The sequence below is a fragment of the Lentzea aerocolonigenes genome, from assembly GCF_000974445.1.
Classification (GTDB): Bacteria; Actinomycetota; Actinomycetes; order Mycobacteriales; family Pseudonocardiaceae; genus Lentzea; species Lentzea aerocolonigenes.
The window spans coordinates 247,272-267,620 of record NZ_BBOJ01000001.1 but is presented as its reverse complement, the minus strand read 5'-3'; the positions used below and the strand labels follow the sequence as shown (position 1 = coordinate 267,620).

14 protein-coding genes are annotated in these 20,349 nt (G+C 68.5%); 4 read left to right on the top strand and 10 right to left on the bottom strand.

What is annotated here, in order from left to right:
* Positions 1-233: 233 nt before the first annotated feature.
* From AOM45_RS01335 to AOM45_RS01300, 8 genes are all read right to left on the bottom strand, one after another.
* Complete coding sequence (locus tag AOM45_RS01335) at positions 234-1,124, bottom strand: ROK family protein (RefSeq protein ID WP_030465739.1); 891 nt, start codon at positions 1,122-1,124, stop codon at positions 234-236.
* Positions 1,125-1,135: 11 nt separating this feature from the next.
* The gene (locus AOM45_RS01330; RefSeq protein ID WP_030465740.1) at positions 1,136-3,304 is read right to left on the bottom strand and encodes a hypothetical protein; all 2,169 of its coding nucleotides are present in this window, start codon (positions 3,302-3,304) and stop codon (positions 1,136-1,138) included.
* Between the two features lie 70 nt (positions 3,305-3,374).
* Complete coding sequence (locus AOM45_RS01325; RefSeq protein ID WP_030465741.1) at positions 3,375-5,477, bottom strand: hypothetical protein; 2,103 nt, start codon at positions 5,475-5,477, stop codon at positions 3,375-3,377.
* Positions 5,478-5,482: 5 nt separating this feature from the next.
* Positions 5,483-6,250 carry an amino acid ABC transporter ATP-binding protein gene (locus AOM45_RS01320; RefSeq protein WP_030465742.1) on the bottom strand — a complete coding sequence of 256 codons (768 nt, stop codon included), beginning with the start codon at positions 6,248-6,250 and terminating at the stop codon, positions 5,483-5,485.
* Positions 6,247-7,050 carry an amino acid ABC transporter permease gene (locus AOM45_RS01315; protein WP_030465743.1) on the bottom strand — a complete coding sequence of 268 codons (804 nt, stop codon included), beginning with the start codon at positions 7,048-7,050 and terminating at the stop codon, positions 6,247-6,249. Before AOM45_RS01315 ends, AOM45_RS01320 begins: the two co-directional genes overlap by 4 nt.
* 76 nt (positions 7,051-7,126) lie before the next feature.
* The gene (locus tag AOM45_RS01310) at positions 7,127-7,939 is read right to left on the bottom strand and encodes a basic amino acid ABC transporter substrate-binding protein (RefSeq protein WP_030465744.1); all 813 of its coding nucleotides are present in this window, start codon (positions 7,937-7,939) and stop codon (positions 7,127-7,129) included.
* Positions 7,940-8,180: 241 nt separating this feature from the next.
* On the bottom strand, positions 8,181-10,835 hold the full coding sequence (locus AOM45_RS01305; protein WP_035909172.1) for an MGH1-like glycoside hydrolase domain-containing protein: 2,655 nt from the start codon (positions 10,833-10,835) through the stop codon (positions 8,181-8,183).
* Between the two features lie 199 nt (positions 10,836-11,034).
* Positions 11,035-12,453 carry a M20/M25/M40 family metallo-hydrolase gene (locus AOM45_RS01300; RefSeq protein WP_030465746.1) on the bottom strand — a complete coding sequence of 473 codons (1,419 nt, stop codon included), beginning with the start codon at positions 12,451-12,453 and terminating at the stop codon, positions 11,035-11,037.
* Between the two features lie 354 nt (positions 12,454-12,807).
* On the opposite strand from AOM45_RS01300, the gene pdhA reads away from it, so the two are divergent.
* Genes pdhA through AOM45_RS01285 form a run of 3 tightly spaced genes read left to right on the top strand, consistent with a single transcriptional unit; the run spans position 12,808 to position 16,432 of the window.
* The gene (gene pdhA / locus AOM45_RS01295; RefSeq protein ID WP_030465747.1) at positions 12,808-14,004 is read left to right on the top strand and encodes a pyruvate dehydrogenase (acetyl-transferring) E1 component subunit alpha; all 1,197 of its coding nucleotides are present in this window, start codon (positions 12,808-12,810) and stop codon (positions 14,002-14,004) included.
* A complete protein-coding gene (locus tag AOM45_RS01290; RefSeq protein WP_030465748.1) occupies positions 14,004-15,029 on the top strand; it encodes an alpha-ketoacid dehydrogenase subunit beta in 1,026 nt (341 codons plus the stop codon). Before pdhA ends, AOM45_RS01290 begins: the two co-directional genes overlap by 1 nt.
* A 14-nt stretch (positions 15,030-15,043) precedes the next feature.
* Complete coding sequence (locus tag AOM45_RS01285; RefSeq protein ID WP_030465749.1) at positions 15,044-16,432, top strand: dihydrolipoamide acetyltransferase family protein; 1,389 nt, start codon at positions 15,044-15,046, stop codon at positions 16,430-16,432.
* Here AOM45_RS01285 and AOM45_RS01280 read toward each other — a convergent pair.
* Positions 16,426-17,850, bottom strand: coding sequence for a pentapeptide repeat-containing protein (locus tag AOM45_RS01280; RefSeq protein WP_051782837.1), 1,425 nt, complete (start codon positions 17,848-17,850; stop codon positions 16,426-16,428). The genes AOM45_RS01285 and AOM45_RS01280 overlap by 7 nt on opposite strands.
* Positions 17,851-17,941: 91 nt before the next feature.
* Positions 17,942-18,562 (bottom strand): hypothetical protein, encoded by a 621-nt coding sequence (locus AOM45_RS01275; RefSeq protein ID WP_051782838.1) that lies wholly within the window; start codon positions 18,560-18,562, stop codon positions 17,942-17,944.
* A gap of 242 nt (positions 18,563-18,804) precedes the next feature.
* On the opposite strand from AOM45_RS01275, the gene AOM45_RS01270 reads away from it, so the two are divergent.
* Positions 18,805-20,310: a carboxylesterase/lipase family protein gene (locus tag AOM45_RS01270; protein ID WP_051782839.1), complete on the top strand. Its 1,506-nt coding sequence runs from the start codon at positions 18,805-18,807 to the stop codon at positions 20,308-20,310.
* Positions 20,311-20,349: the final 39 nt, after the last annotated feature.

Sequence of the window (20,349 nt, the reverse complement as noted above, 5' to 3'; positions counted from 1 at the left end):
CGCGGCTGGCCCCCGGTTGTGTCGGCGCCTGCTGGTTTTCGCGGCCAGCCCCCGGTTGTGTCGGCGCCTGCCGGCTTTTGCGGCCAGCCCCCGGTTGTGTCGGCGCCTGCCGGCTTTTGCGGCCAGCCCCCGGTTGCGTCGGCGGCTGCCGGTTTTGGCCGGACTGTCAGACCCGCCTTGTACGTTGGGTCGCGGGGGACTCCGAATCCAAGGGGACGCCTGCGTGAGCCTGCCTACCGGACCAGCGCTGCCGCTCCTACCAGGCCCGCCTCGCCGCCCAGCTCGGCTGCCCGCACCTCCAGCCCCTCCAGGTACGACAAGCCCGCGTGGGTCTTCAGCGTGCGGCGGACCGGCTCGAACAGCAGCTCGCCCGCCTGCGCCACCCCGCCGCCGATCACTGCCAGGTCCAGGTCGCACACGGCTGCGGCGCCTGCGATGGCCAGGCCCACTGCCTGACCTGCGCGGTCGAACGCTTCCAGCGGGATTTCCTCCCCGGCCAGGGCTGCGGCGGCCAGTACGGCGGCGTCGGCGTCGTCCGGGGCCTGCCAGCCCGCTCTGCGGGCCCAGGCGACCATTCGGGGGCCTCCTGCGATGGTTTCCACGCAGCCTCGGCCGCCGCAGGTGCAGGGTGGGCCGTCCGGGTCCACGACCACGTGGCCGATGTGGCCCGCGTTGCCCGTTCGGCCGCCGAAGGGGTGGCCGTTCAGAACCAGGCCGCCGCCCACGCCCGTCGAGACGACCAGGCCCACCATGAACTTGCTTCCTCGGCCTGCTCCCCGGCGGTGTTCGCCCAGGGCCATGCAGACGCCGTCGCCTGCCAGTTCCACCGGCACGCCAGGGAACAGCGACGAGACGGCTGAGCGCAGGGGGAAGGCTTGCCACGACGGGACGTTGATCGGGGAGACGGTGCCCGCGACCGTGTCCACCGGGCCCGCCGAGGCGATTCCGACGCCCGCCACGGTCGCGCCCTGGACCACTGAGGACAGCAGGGACTCCACGGCGTCCCACGGATCAGCCGAAGGAGTCGGCACGCGTGAGGAGCGCACCACGTCGCCTGTGGGGTCCACCAGGGCGGCGGCGATCTTGGTGCCGCCGAAGTCCAGTGCCAGCACCAGATCAGTCACGGTGATCCATGCTAATCAGCGACTTCGAGGCGGATCGGCGGGCTGGTCCTGACCAGGTCGCCCGCCGCCACCTTCACCACCGCGGACCACGAGCCGGGGCTTGCCCACGAAGGGGCCGAGACGGTGAAGTCGAGCGACGTGTGGCCCTGGGCGGCTAGCAGCGCGCCGACGGTGAACGGGGCCACCAGGTCCCAGGTGTCGCGCGGGGACAGGATTCGCGCTTGGAGCGGGAGGTCGCCGCGGGCGCCCGAGGCCACGACCACCTGGAGCGGTGCGGACGAACCCGGCGCGACGGAGACGGTCGAAGGGGCCGAGGCCACCCACAGGACCTCGACCGGGTCTTCGAAGTCCCATTCCGGGACGGTGAGCAGGGCGACGTCGTAGACCTCGAACGGGAGGCCCTCCAGCGTCGCGCGGATCGGGTAGCAGCCGGGAGTGCGGGGTGGCGTCAGGCGTACCTCGGCCGACGTGTAGCCGCTTGCCGGCAGGTTCACGGGGAGCGTGTCCCAGGAGGACGACCAGCCGTCGGGCAGGGTCAGGTGGACCGCGCCGGTGAAGTCCGGGCCGTCCGACACCGCCACCACGCGCAGGCGGGTCGGGCTGAGCACCTCGAGGCGGACGTTCGCCGCCAGGCCGCCCAGTGGGGCCGGCTCGTGCAGCCAGTACCTGGCGAACACCGGGGTCGCGGCGGGTTCCGCCGGGCCCAGCGGCGGGCTGGCCACGGCGAGTTTCGGGGCCACGGACGGCAGGGTGCCTGACGGAGGTGTGCGGGTGCCCAGTACGCCTACCAGCGGTGAGGGGTTCAGGTGGGGCACCTCGTGCCACAACGTGAAAGTTGTGGAGCCGACCATCTTCTCGCCCACCTCGCTGTGCCAGACGGTCACCGGGCCCGTCAGGCGCGGAGGTTCCAGGGCTGGGCCGTCTACGGCGACGAGGGAGGCGATCGGGTCGTACGAGAGGACGTAGTGAGTGGAGGCGATCTCTGTGCCGTAGCCCTGTTTCCAGCCGTGATCGATGTCGTCTTCCACGAGCGCGTAGGTGCGCCATCCGCGAGAAGGCACGTCTCTGGCCAGGAAGGTCACCGTCACGCCGTCGACCAACGTCGGCAGTGCGTCGCCATCGAACTCCACGTGCACGTTTCTGGGGGACGGCAGATGCACGGACACGATGTCGGTGCAGGGCGTTGAGAGGGGATTCCAGGCGACCACGGACGAGTCCACAGTGGACGTCAGTGCTGCCAGCGAGCGCGAGACGACCTCCGAGCGCAGGTCGAAGGCTTCGCGGGGATGTGCCGCAGCGGCGCGGGTGAGAGCAGCGGTGGGGTAGGCCGCGCCGGTCAGCCGTGCGGCGTGTGAGGCGAACACGGCGGCAGGTGTGTCGTCGGAAGGTGCGGATGGCACGGGCACGGCGCCACGCACGTAGTAGTCGCGCGGCAACGAGCACACGACGCGTGGCCAGGTGTAGCGCGCGCTCCAGTCGTGGTGGATCGAGGTCACCCACGGGTTCGGCGCGGAACGGTCGGTGCCGACGGGCAGCATCACGTGCGGTGCGGAAGCCTTGGCCCGCAGCTTCAGGAACGAGACGTAGACAGACCGTTCTGCCTCGCCCAGGGACGCGACCTCCAGCGCAGCGCCGACGGGCAGCGAGGCCAGCAGCGGCGACACACCGACCACATTGGACTTCGCGCCGACCACCTCGACGCGCCCCTCGGAGATCAGCCGCAGGAGCAGCGAGCGGTGCTGCGGGAACGTGTCCCAGTACGGCTGCAGCAGCTCCACCGACGTCACCGCGAACCGGTAGGCGGGATCGGTCAGCGCCAGGTCCACATGGGCCCGCAGCGCGTCGAACGGTGCGTCGCCCGCCACGTGTGCGACCAGGTGCACCGTCCACCCCGGCGAGCCCACGACCAGCGAGAACGCGCACCTCTCCTCGCCGGCCGCTGAGCGCAATACGGCCTCGGCGGGCACCACGGCGCCAGGGGAGTGCTCGGAGACGTCGACGGCGACCTCGTAGCCGAACGGGCCCAGAGCCGCGGTTCCGCCGTGCCTCGGCGAGTGCAGGCCAGGGCCCGAGACGTGCGCGTGCACCGGTCCGGTCGACGTAGGCGAGATCACCCGCACCACCTGCAGCAGTGCGGTCCGAGGTCCGACGAAGAGTTCGGTGGACTCGGCGGCGATCACCGAACGATCGCACCATCGTTCAGTACTGGACGAAATACCCCGATGGTGGAGTAGTGCGGCGGCCGCCGACCTATCGTTTCAACATTCGTGTCAAGCCGGCCGCCACGGTTGTGGCCAGGATCCAGCCGGTCACGATCAGCCCGGAGGCGATCCACTGCGACGCACCCGGCGTCTGCCAGCGGTTCTTGTTGCCGAAGTCGACGATCGGCACCACCAGGTCGATCGTGTAGAGCCACGCGTTCCACGGCAGGTGGTCGTCGTCGTTGATCACCGTGAGCGGTCCCTTGAACTGGAACCAGATGCTGCCAACCACCCACGCCGCGATCAACCACCCCAAAGCGCGCGCCGGGCGGTAGCCGTAGCCGACCATCGAACGCTGCAAGAAGCTCCACAAGAGCACCAACGGGCCGAAGAACCGCATGCCCTCGGCGACCGCGCGGTACCGCAGGCGCTGCTTCTCGATCAGCACCGTCGAGGCGTGCTCCTCGTTGCCGGACGCGGTCAGCATCTCGGCGAACTGGTCGTACGGGCGCGGGCTGTAGCTGCGCCGCATCGCGTGCCGCAGCCAGCGCAGCCGTTGCTGGACCTGGGCGTCGTCGCGCAGGTCGATCGGGTAGGCCAGCGAGTCGTAGCGGAAGTCGTCGAGGTCGATGAAACCCGTGGCGTTCCAGAAGTTCTCGTTGTCGTCCAACGACGTGCAGCGCGCCTGCCGCAGCGTCACCAGGCCCTTGGGCGGCGACACGACGTTGAGCATCAGCTCCTGGACCTGCATGCCCATGGCGTTCAACGCGTGGCTGTCGAGCTTGTAGCCGAGCACCGCGCCGTTGAAGTTCGCCATGCGGCCGATGGTCGCGCGCCGGCACCGGACACCGCCGTGCGCGACGAACTCCTTCTCGCCGCGCGCGCAGATGAGGTCGCGGCCGATCGTGGCGCCGCCGATGTCGAGCGACGGCTTCTCGCGCGGCTGGTGGCGGTACGTGCCGGGCTTGATCAGGCGGCTGCCGCGCAGGTCGAGGTTCGCGCCGACGGTGATGCCGCGCAGCTCCAGGCCGCCGGCGACCTCCGACTCGCGCACCACGAAGTTGCTGCCGATCTGCGAGCGGTTCGTCAGCAACGCGTCCGCGGCCGGATTGTCCACAGTGGCCCGTTCGAGCGTGATGCTGCCGCGGACGTGGGTGTCGACCATGCGCAGCTGGCCCTTGATCCGCACGCCGCGCCCGACGATGTCACCGCCGATCTCCGCGCCGTCGACGTGCAGTGCGCGGCCCGATCCGGTCGGGTCGGTGCCGACCGACGGCGGGGACACGGCGTCCAGCACGGCGTCTGCCAGCGACAACGTGCCGCCGATGCGCGCGTTCACGGCGCGGACGGTGCCCGCGCTGGTGAAGCCGCGGTCCAGTTCCAGGTCGCCGGACACGTCCACGCGGTCGAGGACCAGCGTCGCGGACGGGTCGGCGTGCGGGTCGGTGGTCTCCTCGAACGCGTCGCTGCGCGAGAGCTGGGCGCGGCTCAACGACAACGTCGAGCTGATCCGGGCGTTGGCCAGGAACACCACGCCGTGCGAGGTGAACGCGCCGAGCAGGTTGCCGCCGACCTGCATGCCGTTGCCGTTCAGCGTGAAGCCGTCGGGGTTGTTCAGCACGGCGCTGCCGAGGTTGACGTTGCCGCCGATGCGCGACCCCGCGAGCCGCACCTCACCCTCGGTGTGGATGCCGAACCCGAGCAGCGCACCCGCGACCGTCAGCCGGTCACCGTGCACGCACAGCCCGCCCGGCACGCTGAACCTGCTGTCCCGCAACAGGACCGAGCCCGCGATCTCGGCGTCGGTCAGGTCGACGAGGTCGGACATCCGGCAACCGAGCAACGAGACGTCGTTGCTGCTGCTGAGGTTGCGAGCCTCCAGACCGGGCAGGTCGCAGTCGGTGAACGAGACACCGGCGAGGTTCGCCTGCCTCAGGTCCGGTGCCGCCTCGAACTGGCAGCGCTCGAACTCCAGCACGTACGGCACCTCGACCGCGCGCAGGTCGAGCACGTCGGTGACCACCCGGTCCACCACGCGGATGACGGGTGGGGTGCTCGGCCTGCGCCGAGGCAACCTCCACCCGCCCGCTCCGTCGTTCTCCCCCAACAGCCCCCGCAGCACCTCCGCCGCGGCGACCTTCCCCCTCGCCACGCGACCTAGACCGGATCGCTCGGGCCGTGGTGCGTCGGGTCGAGCACGCGGGCCAGGAACTCCTGGGTGCGCGGTTCCTGCGGGTTGCCGATCACCTCGGCCGCCGGTCCCTCCTCGACGATGTAGCCGCCGTCCATGAAGATCACCTTGTCGGCGACCTCGCGGGCGAACTGCATCTCGTGGGTCACGACCAGCATCGTCATGCCCTCGTCGGCGAGCTGGCGCATGACGCCGAGCACGTCACCGACGAGCTCGGGGTCGAGCGCGGAGGTCGGCTCGTCGAACAGCATCACCTCGGGGTCCATCGACAGCGCGCGGGCGATCGCCACGCGCTGCTGCTGGCCGCCGGAGAGCTGCGCGGGCATCGAGTGGGCCTTCTCGCCCAGCCCGACGCGCTCGAGGTTGTGCAGCGCGACCCGCCTCGCCTCCTCCTCGGAGCGCTTGAGCACCTTGCGCTGCGCCACCGTGAGGTTCGCCAGCACGTTGAGGTGGGAGAAGAGGTTGAACGACTGGAAGACCATGCCGATCTTCGTCCGGGCCTTGTCGATGTCGACGTCCGGATCGGTCAGCTCGGTGCCGTTGACGACGATCTTGCCGCCGTTCGGCTCCTCCAGCAGGTTCACGCACCGCAGCAACGTCGACTTGCCGGAACCGGACGGGCCGATGATGCAGACCACGTCTCCGCGGTTGACCTGCAGGTCGATGCCCTTGAGGACGTCCAGCGGGCCGAACGACTTCTTCAGCCCGGTGATCTCGACGCACGTCTCGCTCATGCGGACACCTTCTTCCTGCTACCGGTGGTACCGCGGCGTTCCAGCCACCGCGACAGGTAGCCGAGCGGCAACGTGATGATCAGGTAGCACAGACCCGCGATGAGGATCGGGGTCAGCGAGGGGCTGCGGCTCAGCGTCTCGCGGCCGAACTTGGTGAGCTCGTACTGCTCGCGGAACAGGCCGAGGATGTAGATCAGCGAGGAGTCCTTGGTGAGCAGGATCAGCTCGTTGGTCAGCGGGGGCAGGATGATCCGGAACGCCTGCGGGATCACGACCGTGATCATGGCGCGGCCCTGCGACATGCCGAGCGACCGGGCGGCCTCGACCTGACCCTTCGGCACCGCCTGGATGCCGGCGCGGATCGTCTCCGCCATGTAGGCCGCACCGACGCCACCGAGCGCCAGCATGACCGTGGTCAGCGGCGGGAACTGCACCTGGAACGCGATCGGCACGCCGTAGTAGATGCCGATGAACACCAGCAGCGCGGGCACACCGCGGAAGAACTCGATGTAGACGGTCGCGATCCACCGGTACGGCGCGACCGAGGACAGCTTCATGAGCGCGAGCACGAGGCCCAGCGCGAGTCCGAACCCGAAGCCGAGCGCGGTGTAGATGATGGTGTTCTTCAACGCCACGGTGATGACGTTGGGGAACATCGACGCGGCGATCTCGGTGTTGAAGAACGCCCGCCTGATCTGGCCCCAGTCCGCGAGGAAGGCGACCAGGAGTACGACGACGATGAGCACGCCGTATTGCGCGTAGCGGATGTACTCGGCGCGCTTGCGCTTCGACATGGCCATTGCGGCTCCTAGCAAATGTGGTTCGGACAAGCGGCGGGGCCGGCGCGACGCAGCGCTGCCGGCCCCGGAGAAGCGACTACTTCGACGTCGGCTTCTTGCCGAACCACTTCTCGTAGATCGTGTCGTACGTGCCGTCCGACTTGGCCTTCTTCAGGACCTCGTTGATCTTGTTCAGCAGGGCGGTGTTGCCCTTCTTGACACCGATGCCGTACTTCTCGTTGGTCTTGAACTCGGTCGTGACCTCGGTGTCCGGGAACTCCTTGACGTAGTCGTAGAGCACGCCGTTGTCGTTGATCACCGCGTCGACGGCACCGGTGCGCACGGCCGTCTCGGACAGCGGCAGGTCCTCGAACTGCACGACGGTGTAGCCGTTGGCGGCCGCGTTGTCGTTGGCGTACTTCTCACCGGTGGTGTCCTGCTGGACGCCGAGCTTCTTGCCCTTGAGGTCCGCGAGGGACTTCAGGTTCGAGCCCTTCTTGACCAGCAGCGCCTGCTCGGCGTCGAAGTACGGGTCGGAGAAGTCGATCGCCTGCTTGCGCTCGTCGGTGATCGTCATGCCCGCCGCGGCCAGGTCGCACTGGTTCGCGTTGAACGACGTGCCCGAGGTGATCGTCTCGAACGGCGTGTCGAAGATCTGCTGCTGGACGCCCAGGTCCTTGGCGATCAGGTCGACGAGGTCGACGTCGAAGCCGACCGTCTTGTCGCCCTCGCTGTACTGGAAGGGCTTGTAGGACAGGTGCGTGCAGGTGACCAGCTTCCCGCTCTGCACCAGTGGGATGTTCGAGCCGCCACTGCCCTGGTTCACGGGAGTCGCGCAGCCCGACGCTGCCATCACGGCCAGCCCCAGTACCGGGATCATGGCCATCAACTGCCTGGTTCGACGAGCCACTGCGTCACTCCTCGTAACTGTTGCGGACGAGTGAACGGGATCCTGCCACTCGGGTGACGTGGTGGACAGCACGTGCGTGTTACAGGCCACTGCGTTGCAACAACTTTGCGTGAAATCCGCCTTATGGGCACAGATTATTGTGCGAAATGCCCTAGATCACACAACGTCTGCACGTATTGCACCCGAATGGTGACGATGTGCGAGCGCGTCCTTGATCAGGATTTGATCACGACGGTGCTGCTCAGCGCGTGCGTTCGGTCAGCAAGCCCGCGATCAGAGCGGTCCACCCGGTCTGGTGGGTCGCGCCGAGCCCCTCACCGGTGTCGCCGTCGAAGTACTCGCTGAACGTGACGTGGCTGCGCCAAAGCGGTGACTCGGAGGACTCGATCCGCTTGCCGTCCGACGGCCTGCGCCCGTCGTGGTCGGGCAGGAACAGGCCGACGAGCCGGTCGCTCAGCTCGTCCGCGACCTGCCCGGCGGTGAGCAGACGGCCGGAGTGCGTCGGCATCTCGACCGCGAACGTGCCGTCGTGGAACGCGCAGACCGTGCGCAGCGCCTCGACGAGCAGCGCGTTGGTGGGCAGCCAGATCGGGCCGCGCCAGTTCGAGTTGCCGCCGAACATCGGCGTGTGCGACTCGCCCGGCTCGTAGCCCATCCGGTGCTCCTGGCCCGCGACGTTGACCTCCAGGCCCTCGCGGTGGGCCGCGCTGAGGCTGCGGATGCCGTGCGGCGACAGGAACTCGTGCTCGTCGAGCATCCGGTGCAGGACCCGCTTGAGCTTGTGCTCGTCGAGCAACGACACGAACGCGCCGCGCTCGTAGTGGAACGTGATGAACTGCCGCAGCTCAGGGCGTCTTTTCAGCAGGTGCTCCAGCCGGCTCGTGAAGCCGTGCAGGTCGCTGAGCACCCACGGTTCGAGCACCGCGCTCGCCAGCAGGGGGATGAGGCCGACCATCGACCGCACGCGCACGGGCTCCGACTCGACGCTGCCGTCGGGGCGGCGCCGCGAGACCCGGTCGTAGCAGAAGCCGTCCTCGTCGTGCCAGATGCCGCCGCCGTGCGACCCGAAGTGCGTGAACGCCTCCGCGATCGACAGGAAGTGCTCGACGAACTTCGTCGCGACGTCCTCATAGGACTCGTCGTCGCGCGCGAGCTCCAGCGCGATCTGCATGAGGTGCAGGCTGTAGGCGGCCATCCACGACGTGGCGTCGGACTGCTCCAGCCGCCACTCGCCCAGCATCGGCTCGGACCTGTTGATCGGCCCGATGTTGTCCATGCCGAGGAACCCGCCCTCGAACAGGTAGCTGCCGCCGGCGTCCTTGCGGTTCACCCACCACGAGAAGTTCAGCAGCAGCTTGTGGAAGATCTTCGCGAGGAACTGCCGGTCCCTGCTGCCGTCCGCGCGGTAGACCTGCAACGCCGCCCACGCGTGCACCGGCGGGTTGACGTCGCCGAACTCCCACTCGTAGGCCGGTATCTGGCCGTTGGGATGCATCATCCACTCGCGGCAGAACAGCAGCAGCTGCTCCTTCGCGAACGCCGGGTCGACCAGCGTGAACGGGATGGTGTGGAACGCGAGGTCCCACGCGGCGAACCAGGGGTACTCCCACTCGTCCGGCATGGAGATCACGTCGGCCACGTCGAGGTGCCGCCAGTGGACGTTGCGCGCCTCGGGGGTGCGCCTGGAACTGGGTGCTTCCGGCTTGGTCGGGTCGCCGTCGAGCCAGTCGCGCGTGCGGAACCGGTAGTGCTGCTTGGTCCACATCAGCCCGGCCAGCGCGCGCCGCAGCACGTGCTTCTCTTCCACGTTCCTCTCGGGCGCGATGGCGTCGTGGAACTCGTCGGCTTCGAGCTTCCTGGTCTCCAGGGTCTCCTGGAAACTCGGCCCGAACGGGTCCACGTGCCCGTCGCCGCCCACGAGTCTCAGCCGGACGGTCACCGTCTCGCCCGGCTCCACGGGGTCGAAGGAGTACCAGGCCGCGAACTTCGTACCGGCCGCCCCGGCGTCGTTCGGCCCGACGACCTGGCACGCGGACGTGTTGCCGTTGATCACGTAGTCGCAGATGCCGTCCTTGGTCCACGGCGAGGGGTTGCGCTCGGCCCCGAAGAGCGCCACCTCGTTGGTCTCGTTGTCCGTCATGAGCAGCGACGGCGAGTCGTCCAGGTGCAGCGTGTACCGCCCGAGGTTGCCGTGGTCGGCCGTGACCTTGCGCCCGGTCGTGGTGCTCGCGATGAGCTGACAAGGCCGCTGGTCCCGCCCCCAAGCCCAGGTGTTGCGGAACCACAACTGCGGCAGGAGGTGCAGCGGCGCGTCCTCGGGCCCGTGGTTGGTGGCCCTGATCTCGACGCAGATGTCGTCGGTGTCGGCCTTGGCGTAGGTGACCTGGACGTCGAAGAACCGGTTCTCGTCGAGCACCCCGGTGTCACTCAGCTCGGGTTCGCGGTTCTCCCGGCCGGCATTGCGGGCCATCTCCCGGAGCTGGCCGTAGGGGAACTCGCGTTGCGGATAGCGGTAGACGACCTGCATCCAGGAGTGCGTGGGCGTCCCGTCGGTGACCCACCAGTGCTCCTTGACGTCCTCACCGTGGTTGCCCTCGCTGTTGGTGAGACCGAAGTAGCGTTCCTTGAGGATCGGGTCCCGGCCGTTCCACAGCGCGACGGCGAGGTTGAGGAACCCGTGCACGTCGCAGATGCCCGCGATGCCGTCCTCACCCCACCGGTAGGCGCGGCTGCGTGCGTGGTCGAAGGGGAACGAGGCCCAGGCGTCACCCTCGGGCGAGTAGTCCTCGCGGACCGTGCCCCACTGGCGACCGGACAGGTACGGCCCCCACAGCCGCCACGGCGAAGTCGGTGTGTCCGACTCCGCGAGACGCGCCCGTTCCGCTTGTTCGCCCATCGGCCCAGTGTGAGACACCTTCTCGGACGGCCGGTGGGGTCCAGGTGTGGTTTGAGTCGTTCCTCACTCGAGGACGCGTGCTCGCAACCACTTCACCGACGACCTGACCGAGGTGGTCCCGCGCACGTCAAAGCCCTGGCAAGAGCAAGGACGTACGCGGGGAGCAACCCGGCGACAGGTCTGGCGTTCCTGGAGGAGCTCAGCGCTGAGACGCGTGCGCGTCCAGCACCAGCGCCACCGCCTCCGTGACCCGAGCCGCGTGCGCCAGATGCAGCCACTCGTCCGGCACGTGGCAGTTGGAGTCCGGCCCGACGGCGCCGGTCACCAGGAACTGCGCCTCCGGGTACGCCTCGTGCAGCAGCCCCATGAACGGGATCGAGCCGCCCAGCGACACCGTCCGCCACGGCGACCCGAAGACCTCCTTGCCGGCATCGTCCAGCGTTGCCGACAACCACGGCGCGAGCTCGGGCGCGTTCCAGCCGTCAGCGAACTCGATCCGCGAAAGCTCGACGGTCGCGCCATAGGGCACATCGGTGGTCAGCCGCTCCCGAACCGCCTCCAACGCCGCAGCAGCATCAGCTGTGGGCGGCAACCGGAACGACAAGACCAAAGTCGTGAACGGGCGCAGCACGTTGCCCGCGTCGTCTGGAAGCGGCAGGCCCTCGGCGCCCGTGACGGACAGGGTCGGCCGCCACCCGGAGTTCAGGGCCAGCTCTACCTCGTCGTCCGACATCGGCCGCAGCTCGCCGACCCGCGGCACCGACCCCCACAACGCACCCGGCGCGGCTTCGACGGCCTCCCTGACCTCGGTGAGCCTGTGCTCGGGGATCTCGACGTGCATCTCGGGCACGAGAACCTCACCGGTGGCCGAGTCCTCCAGCCGGTCCAGCAACTGCCGAGCGATCCGGAACGACGACGGCACGATCCCGGATGCCATCCCGGAGTGCATGCCACCTTCCAGCACCCGAACAGTGGCCGTGACCTGCACCAACCCGCGCAGCGACGTGGTCAGCCACATGCGCTCGTAGTCCGAGCCGCCCGAGTCCAGGCAGACGACCAGCGACACGCGGCCCAAGCGGTCCGACAGGTGCTCCAGGTACGCCGGCAGGTCGGGCGAACCCGACTCCTCGCCGGTCTCCAGCAGGACGACGCACCGGCTGTGCGAGCCGCCCGCCGCGCGCACGGCCTCGATCGCGGCGATTGCGGCATATCCGGAGTAACCGTCGTCCGCGGAGCCGCGGCCGTAGAGACGTCCGTCACGCAGCACCGGGGTCCAGGGGCTGAGCCCGGGGCCCCAGCCACCCACCGGCGGCTGCTTGTCGAGATGTCCGTAGAGCAACACCGTGTCGTCGGCCGCGTTACCGGACGCCGGCACGTCGACCACCAGAAGCGGCGTTCGTCCCGCCAGTTGGACGACCTCCAGGGTCGCGCCGGGCAGGTCGCGGGAGGCGATCCACGCCCGCACGTGCTCGATCGCGGCGGCCAGTTCGCCGTGTTCCTCCCAGGCGGGATCGAACGCGGGCGAGATCGCCGGCACGGCGACGAGCTGAGACAGGCTCGGGACGATGTCGTCGTCCCAGAGCGCCCTGACAGTGCTGGTCACAACTGAGCGGTCCACCTCTCGATCCTGTCACGACTCCGGCTCTGCTCGCGTCCTTAGGCTCTTCCCAGGAGGCCCCTGGCGAAGTTAACGATCGGTAACCGGGACAGCGACGTCCGGTAATCGGACGGCCTAGTTGGAGGACAAAAGGTCGAACCTCCGACTGTTGTCGCTGATCAGAACGTTGACTCGTGTGTTACGAAGTGGGACGGGTCTCACCAACACGGGTGGGGCCGTGTCAGGATGTGGTCGTAAGCCACCGTCACCGTCGACGGCTGCCTCCGGCCCCACAGGGTTGGCGGCGACCGCCGACGTCGCCGCACGAGGTCGTCACGAGCGACCAGGCGGTCGGAGAGACAGAGGAGAAGGCGCATGTCGTCCCCTGAGCAATGGACGCACCCTGAGCCGGACGCAGCGCCGGCCGCCACTGCCGCAAAACCGACAGCGGAACAGGTGATCGCAGGCTTGCGAGCGACAGACGAGGGTGGCGCCGACCTGGTGCAGCTCCTCACTCCCGAGGGTGAGCGCGTCACGCACCCCGACTTCGACATCGACATCACGCCGGAGGAGCTGCGCGGCCTGTACCGCGACATGGTCCTGATCCGGCGGGTCGACCGCGAGGCGAACGCGCTGCAGCGCAAGGGCCAGCTCGGCATCTGGGTGCCGCTGCTCGGTCAGGAGGCCGCGCAGATCGGCGCCGGCCGCGCGATGCGCGAGACCGACATGGCCTTCCCGAGCTACCGCGAGCACGGCATCGCGTGGACCCGCGGGATCAACCCGACGGAGCTGCTCGGCATCTTCCGCGGCACCGACCAGGGCACGTGGGACCCGGTCGAGAAGCGCTTCCACCCGTACACGATCGTCATCGGCAACCAGGTCCTCAACGCGGCCGGGTACGCGATGGGCCAGAAGTTCGACGGCAGGGTCGGCGACGACGAGGGAGAAGCCACCATGTGCTTCTTCGGCGACGGCGCGACCAGCCAGGGTGACGTGCACGAAGGCTTCGTGTGGGCGGCTGTGTACGACGCGCCGCTCGTCTTCTTCTGCCAGAACAACCAGTGGGCCATCTCCGAGCCCACCGAGCGCCAGTCGCGCCTGCCGCTGTACCAGCGCGCCCGCGGCTACGGCTTCCCCGGCATCCGGGTCGACGGCAACGACGTCCTCGCGACGCTGGCCGTGACGAAGTGGGCTCTGGACGAGTGCCGCCACGGCAACGGACCGATCCTGATCGAGGCGTTCACCTACCGGATGGACGCGCACACCACCTCCGACGACCCGACCCGCTACCGGCTGTCGGACGAGCTGGAGATGTGGAAGCTCAAGGACCCGATCGAGCGGGTCAAGGTCTACCTGGTGCGCCAGCAGTGGGCGGACAGCGAGTTCTTCGACGGCGTCGAGGCGGACGCGGACAAGCTGGGCGAGGAGCTGCGGGAGTTCTGCACGAACATGCCCGACCCGCCCGCGGAACGGATCTTCAGCAACGTGTACGCGGAGGGGAACCCCAACCTCGAAGCGCAGCGCGATGAGTTCCTCGACTACGTCTCGGGTTTTGCTGGAGGTGAGCACTGATGGCTGCTCCGACGATGGATCGTTCGACCGCCGCTGCCCCGGCGACCCCGGTGCAGACGCTCACGATCTCGAAGGCGCTCAACATGGGCCTGCGGGCGGCCATGGAGGCCAACCCCAAGGTCATCATGATGGGCGAGGACATCGGCAAGCTCGGTGGTGTCTTCCGAATCACCGACGGTCTGCAGAAGGACTTCGGTGAGCAGCGCGTGCTCGACACGCCGCTCGCGGAGTCCGGCATCATCGGCACCGCCGTCGGCCTCGCGATCCGCGGCTACCGCCCGGTGTGCGAGATCCAGTTCGACGGCTTCATCTTCCCAGGCTTCGACCAGATCGTGTCGCAGGTCGCGAAGCTGCACTACCGCACGCAGGGCAAGATCAAGATGCCCATCGTGATCCGCGTGCCGTTCGGTGGCGGCATCGGTGCCGTCGAGCACCACTCGGAGTCGCCCGAGTCGTACTTCGCGCACACCGCCGGCCTCAAGGTCGTCTCGTGCTCGAACCCGGCCGACGCCTACTGGATGATCCAGCAGGCGATCGACTGCGACGACCCGGTGCTGTTCTTCGAGCCCAAGCGCCGTTACTACGAGAAGGGCGAGGTCGACACCACGGCCCAGCCCGGCAAGCTGTTCGAGTCGCGCGTGCTGCGTTCCGGCACGGACGCCACGTTGGTCGCGTACGGCCCGATGGTGCGCACTTCTCTCGACGCCGCCAACGCGGCCGCTGAGGACGGCACGTCGCTGGAGGTCATCGACCTCCGCACGCTGTCGCCGCTGGACCTCGCGCCCGTGTTCGAGTCGGTGCGCCGCACCGGCCGGCTGGTCGTCGTGTCCGAGGCGCCGTCCGAGTCCTCGATCGCCAGTGAGATTGCAGCCAAGGTCCAGCAGGAGTGCTTCTACTCCTTGCAGGCACCGGTGCTGCGGGTGACCGGTTTCGACACCCCGTACCCGCCGTCGAAGCTCGAGGAGGAGTTCCTCCCCGACCTCGACCGGGTGCTGCACGCCGTCGACCGCTCTCTCGCCTGGTAAGGGGAACACCGGAAATGCCGCAGTACAAGCAATTCCCCCTGCCCGACACGGCAGAGGGGCTGACCGAGGCCGAGATCCTCACCTGGCACGTCAAGCCCGGTGACACCGTCACGGTCAACCAGATCATCGTCGAGATCGAGACGGCCAAGGCGGCCGTCGAGCTGCCGTGCCCGTGGGCCGGCGTCGTGACCGAGCTGCTGGCCGAGCCCGGCCAGACCGTCGAGGTCGGCGTCCCGATCATCACGATCGACACCGACCCCGGTGGCGCGGCCGTTGCTCCCGCTCCTGTTGCGGCAGAAGCGAACGGCACCTCGTCCGGCAAGATCGGCGAGGAGATGCCGGGCGGACGCATCGCGACGCTCGTGGGCTACGGCCCGAAGTCCGGTGCGGCCAAGCGTCGTGCGCGCAAGGACACCGCCGCACCGGCGGCTGCTCCGGCCGCTGCCGTGGCGGCCCCGCCCGTACCCGCTCCTGCTCCCGCTCCGGTCGCGGCACCGGTCGCCGCGCCGGCTCCGGTCCGGGCTCCCGGCGGGTACGTGCCGCTGGCCAAGCCACCGGTGCGCAAGCTGGCCAAGGACCTCGGCGTCGACCTGTACGCGCTCACGGGTTCCGGCCCCGACGGCGTGATCACGCGCGAGGATGTGGAAAGCGCCGTGTCGGCCCCGGCCGCTGCTCCGGCAGCGCAGTCCTTCGTGGACAACGGCACGCGCGAACGCCGGGTGCCGATCAAGGGCGTCCGCAAGGCGACCGCACAGGCGATGGTGGACAGCGCGTTCACCGCACCGCACGTCACCGAGTTCCTGACGGTCGACGTGACGCCGATGATGGAACTGCGCGCGAAGCTCAAGAACGCGCCGGAGTTCCGCGGCGTGAAGCTGACGCCCCTGGCGTTCTGCGCCAAGGCGGTCGTCCTCGCCACGCGCCGCACCCCGGACGTCAACGCCACGTGGGACGCGGCGGCCCAGGAGATCGTCTACAAGGACTACGTCCACCTGGGCATCGCGGCCGCAACGCCGCGCGGCCTGGTGGTCCCGAAGGTCCGCGACGCCGACCGGATGTCGTTGAAGGAACTCGCGGTCGCGCTGGACGAGCTCGCCACCGTCGCCCGTGACGGCAAGACCTCGCCGGCCGACATGATGAACGGCACCATCACGATCACCAACGTCGGCGTCTTCGGCGTCGACACCGGCACGCCGATCCTCAACCCCGGCGAGTCCGCGATCCTCGCGCTCGGCGCGATCCGCGACATGCCGTGGGTGGTCGACGGCGAGATCAAGATCCGCAAGATCTGCCAGCTCGCGCTCTCGTTCGACCACCGCGTGGTCGACGGGCAGCAGGGCTCGCAGTTCCTGGCGGACGTCGGCGCGCTGCTGGCCGAGCCGGGCATCGCGATGACCTACTGAGGTTCGTCCTGACGAAGGTCCCCGTGCTCCGGCACGGGGACCTTCTGCATCGCGCCGGTGAGGCTGTGGAACAGCTTGACTGCTTCGACCGGCATCAGGCCGTGTGCCAGAACAGTCGTTTTGATCAGCTCGAGGTCTTTGACGTCGATCGCGCAGTCGGCCAACTCCGCCCCGTCGAGGCGCAGGTTCGTGTCGTTGATCTTGCTTCCCCTGAACGTCAGCGCAGTCGCTTCCGCGACCACCCTGCGCAGGCTGATGTTCGACACCTTCCGGTAGGCCTTCGACGGCAGGAAGGACACGTCAGCGAAGTCGAGTTCCGCGTTGCGGAGGTGGACACCCTCGAACGAGATCGTCGAGTGTTGCGCCTGCACGTCCCGGAACGTCACCGTCATCCCGTCCCCGACAGTCGCCTCCGCGAAGCTGAGCTCGCTGTCCGACAGGACGGATTGGGTGAATTCCACCCGGTTTCCGCGGAACTCCGTGCGGTGGAAGAGCACGGTGGCACTCTCGAACGTCGAGCCGGCGAAGGACGTCGTCCCGGACTTGAAGATCGCTCCACTGAAGTTGACCTTGCCGGTGAAGACGCAGTCCGCGATGTTGGTCAGCTCGCCCTGGAAGACGGCCTTCTCGAAGTCCATCTCGCCGCTGAACTTCCGGCGGGACAGGTCCAGGTCCTCGAACTGGACCTTCCTGAAGTCCATGCGGACCCGCTGCTCCCCGGCCCGGAAGTCCCAGACGTGGTCCAGCAGGGATTTGATGATCTCCTGCCGCACTTCCCGTTCGGTCGGATCGTCCTCCGGGTACGGGGTTCGCAGGTAACCGCACAGCACGTCGACGCACGTCTGTCGCCCCGCCGGCCAGTCGTCCGCCAGTCCGACCATGGCGTAGACCCCGGCCAGCCGCACGGCAAAACGCTCGTGCCCCAGCTGTTCCGCGGCGCTCACGTAGCGTTCGTTGAAGAACTTGGTGTGTTCGCGGAGCTCCTGACCAGCGGCCATGAGGTGAGCCGCTTCGGAGACCTGCTGCTTGCGGTAGGCGACGGCGAGCGCGACGACCGCACCGAGTCCACCGACCACCGCGAGCCCGATCTTCATGAGATCCAGCAGCTCGCTCGTCGTGAAGGTGTTCCGGTCCGGTAGGGAAGGACTGCCGAGTACCAGAAAGAGGCCGTAGCCGGTCGCGCAGGCCAGCACGATCGCGAGGGTCAGCCACTTGACGACCGCCCACGCCATCGATCCCTTGACGCCCGGCTCGGTCTCCTTGGACGGCTTCGAGTCCGGGAAGTCGACGTCGTGCCCTGCCCAGATGGCCAGGGCGCGCTTTCCCAGTCGATACGCCCAGAACAGCACGAGCGCTGCCAGCACAGGAGACCAGTAAGCGGCGAACGCGCGTTCGAACCACGCCAGGGTCGTCGACACGATCGAGATCGTTCCGGATTTCGTCGGCGAGCGCAGGAAGTGGGTGTTTTCTTCCTGGCGAAGGAAACACCCACTACGTCAGGCCAGGCCTCTAGTTGATCCGGCCCCGGAGGGCTTCCATTCGCAGGCCCAGGGTCACGATGCCGACGACGGCGGTCTTGCCGGCGGGCTCACAGTCTTCGCCCAGCCAGCCGCTGTTCTGCATGTGGGCCTCTGCACACACCTCCCGGGTGCTGCTGCTGAACGCGAACGCCTCCATCCGCAGGCTCTGGGCCTGCGTGCCGATCTCCGCCATTCGTCCGTCGTTCACGCACACCGGCTTCTGCCAGGCCACGTTCTGAACGTGTGCCTGCACGCAGGTCACACCGCCTGTGCCCGATGGAGCGACCCGGAGCGCTTCGAGCCTGAGGCCCTGGCCCTCAGTACCCGCGTAGGCCAGGTTGCCGCCGTCGTCGCACTCCCAGGGCTGCCAGCCGATGTCCTGGACGTGACCGCTGAAGCAGACCGACGGGTTCGCACTCGCGACCACCTCAGGTGGCAGGTCCGCGGCGATTCCCTCACTGATGCCGCCTGCTTGCCGCAGTGCCTCCTCCACAGTTCTCGCCGGGCCGGACGCCTCGGCGTTGGCCGGTGCGGCGACTGCACCGAGCAGCGCGGCGACGAGTCCGACAGTGCCGAGGGCGGCTTTCACCGCACGCGAAAACGAACGCATTGATTCCCCCAGAACCAACAGGGTCGGCGCACACCGAACAGACCTTCGACGAAGGTCGCAAATCGATGCTGGCCCCCCAGGCGAATACCGACGCCATCCACGTTTCCACAGGTCACGCGGCTGCGTCACTAGCTCGTTCGGACCAACTGGACAGCTGGTATGTGAGGGTGCGCGCGGCTGTCGAAAGCGGGCCGCCCGTTCGACGCAGGTGTGTCAACGCTTCTGCTGAGGGGACACACGACGTGCGCAAGCGACTGTCTTTGTTGATCGCCGCGGCCTTGCTGGCGAGCCCGATCGGTGTGGCACAGGCCGGCGAGCCCGGCCTGGTGCGGACCGACTCCGGCCCTGTCCGCGGCACGGTTCTCGCCGATCGCCAGCTGTACCAAGGGATTCCGTACGCGGCGCCACCTGTTGGTGAACTGCGGTGGCGTTCGCCGCAGCCCGTCACGCCGTGGACGACACCGCGTGATGCCACCAAGCCCGGCTCCGCCTGCGCTCAGGCGGCGGGTGCCGGCCAGCCGAGCAGCAACGAGGACTGCCTGTACCTCAACGTCACCACGCCCTCGACGCACGGCCGCAAGCCGGTCATGGTCTACCTCCACGGCGGCGGCAACAGCTATCTGTCGGGCGACGGGTTCAACCCGCGGCGCCTGGCCGTGCAGGGTGACGTCGTGGTCGTGACCATGAACTTCCGGTTGGGCTTCTTCGGTTTCTTCGGGCATCCGGACCTGCCGGACTCGGGCGCGTACGGCATCGAGGACCAGCAGGCCGCGCTGAAGTGGGTGCAGCGCAACGCCTCTGCGTTCGGCGGGGACCCGCGCAACGTCACCGTTTTCGGTGAGTCCGGCGGTGCGTTCGACGTGTGCGCGCACGTGACGTCGCCGCGCTCTCGTGGACTGTTCCAGAAGGCCATCGCGCAGAGCGGCGGGTGCTCCACGACGTGGGGTGCCAACGGCGTGATCCACGGCAAGCCCGCGGGTGCCCCCTGGATCGCGAAGCCCGCGGCCGAAGCCGAAGCCGTGGCCCTCTCCGCTCAGCTCGGGTGCTCGGACGTCGCGTGCCTGCGTGCGTTGCCTCCCACGGCTTTCACCGCGATCGACCGCGGTGAGACCCCGGTCGTGACCGGCAACAGCGTGCTGCCGGTGAGTCCTGTCGACGCGGTGCGGTCGGGTCGGTTCAACCGTGTGCCGCTGATCTGGGGCAACACCCGTGACGAGGGCAGGCTGACGGCCGCGACCGTGCCGGAACCGTTCGACTACCAAGGTTTGCTGGAGCAGGGGTTCGGGCAGGAGAAGGCAGCCGAGATCATCGCTGAGTACCCGGTGAGCGCGTACGGGAACGCGCGACTGGCGTACGGCGCCGTGCTGACCGACAGCGTCTGGGCGTGCAACCAGCTCGCCGACGATCGGCTGCTTTCGCGCTTCACGCCGACGTACGGCTACGAGTTCGCCGACCGCACCGCGCCGGTGGGCTGGTTCAAGGACTTCTTCCCCGAGGGCTTCCCCGGCGGCGCCGCGCACTCGTTCGAGCTCTCCTACTTCTTCGACATCCCGACGTTCGACCTCAACCCGGCGCAGCAGCAGCTCGCGTCGACGATGATCCGCGACTGGACGACGTTCGCCCGGACCGGCAAGCCGGGTTGGTCGCGGTACTCGAGGGGGAACGTCCAGGAGTACTCGTTGGGTCACGTCGGCCAGATCAACGCTCTGATCAGGCACAACTGCTCGTTCTGGAACTCGATCGGTTAATGCGGTTTGACTCTCCAGTCACTGGAGGGTTCAGAGTTG

Bases quoted from the DNA above. Each gene is read 5' to 3' on its own strand.
- pdhA (WP_030465747.1), top strand. From the start codon at position 12,808: ATGTCGTCCCCTGAGCAATGGACGCACCCTGAGCCGGACGCAGCGCCG.
- AOM45_RS01315 (WP_030465743.1), bottom strand. From the start codon at position 7,050: ATGGCCATGTCGAAGCGCAAGCGCGCCGAGTACATCCGCTACGCGCAA.
- AOM45_RS01320 (WP_030465742.1), bottom strand. From the start codon at position 6,250: ATGAGCGAGACGTGCGTCGAGATCACCGGGCTGAAGAAGTCGTTCGGC.
- AOM45_RS01285 (WP_030465749.1), top strand. From the start codon at position 15,044: ATGCCGCAGTACAAGCAATTCCCCCTGCCCGACACGGCAGAGGGGCTG.
- AOM45_RS01290 (WP_030465748.1), top strand. From the start codon at position 14,004: ATGGCTGCTCCGACGATGGATCGTTCGACCGCCGCTGCCCCGGCGACC.
- AOM45_RS01275 (WP_051782838.1), bottom strand. From the start codon at position 18,562: ATGCGTTCGTTTTCGCGTGCGGTGAAAGCCGCCCTCGGCACTGTCGGA.
- AOM45_RS01305 (WP_035909172.1), bottom strand. From the start codon at position 10,835: ATGGGCGAACAAGCGGAACGGGCGCGTCTCGCGGAGTCGGACACACCG.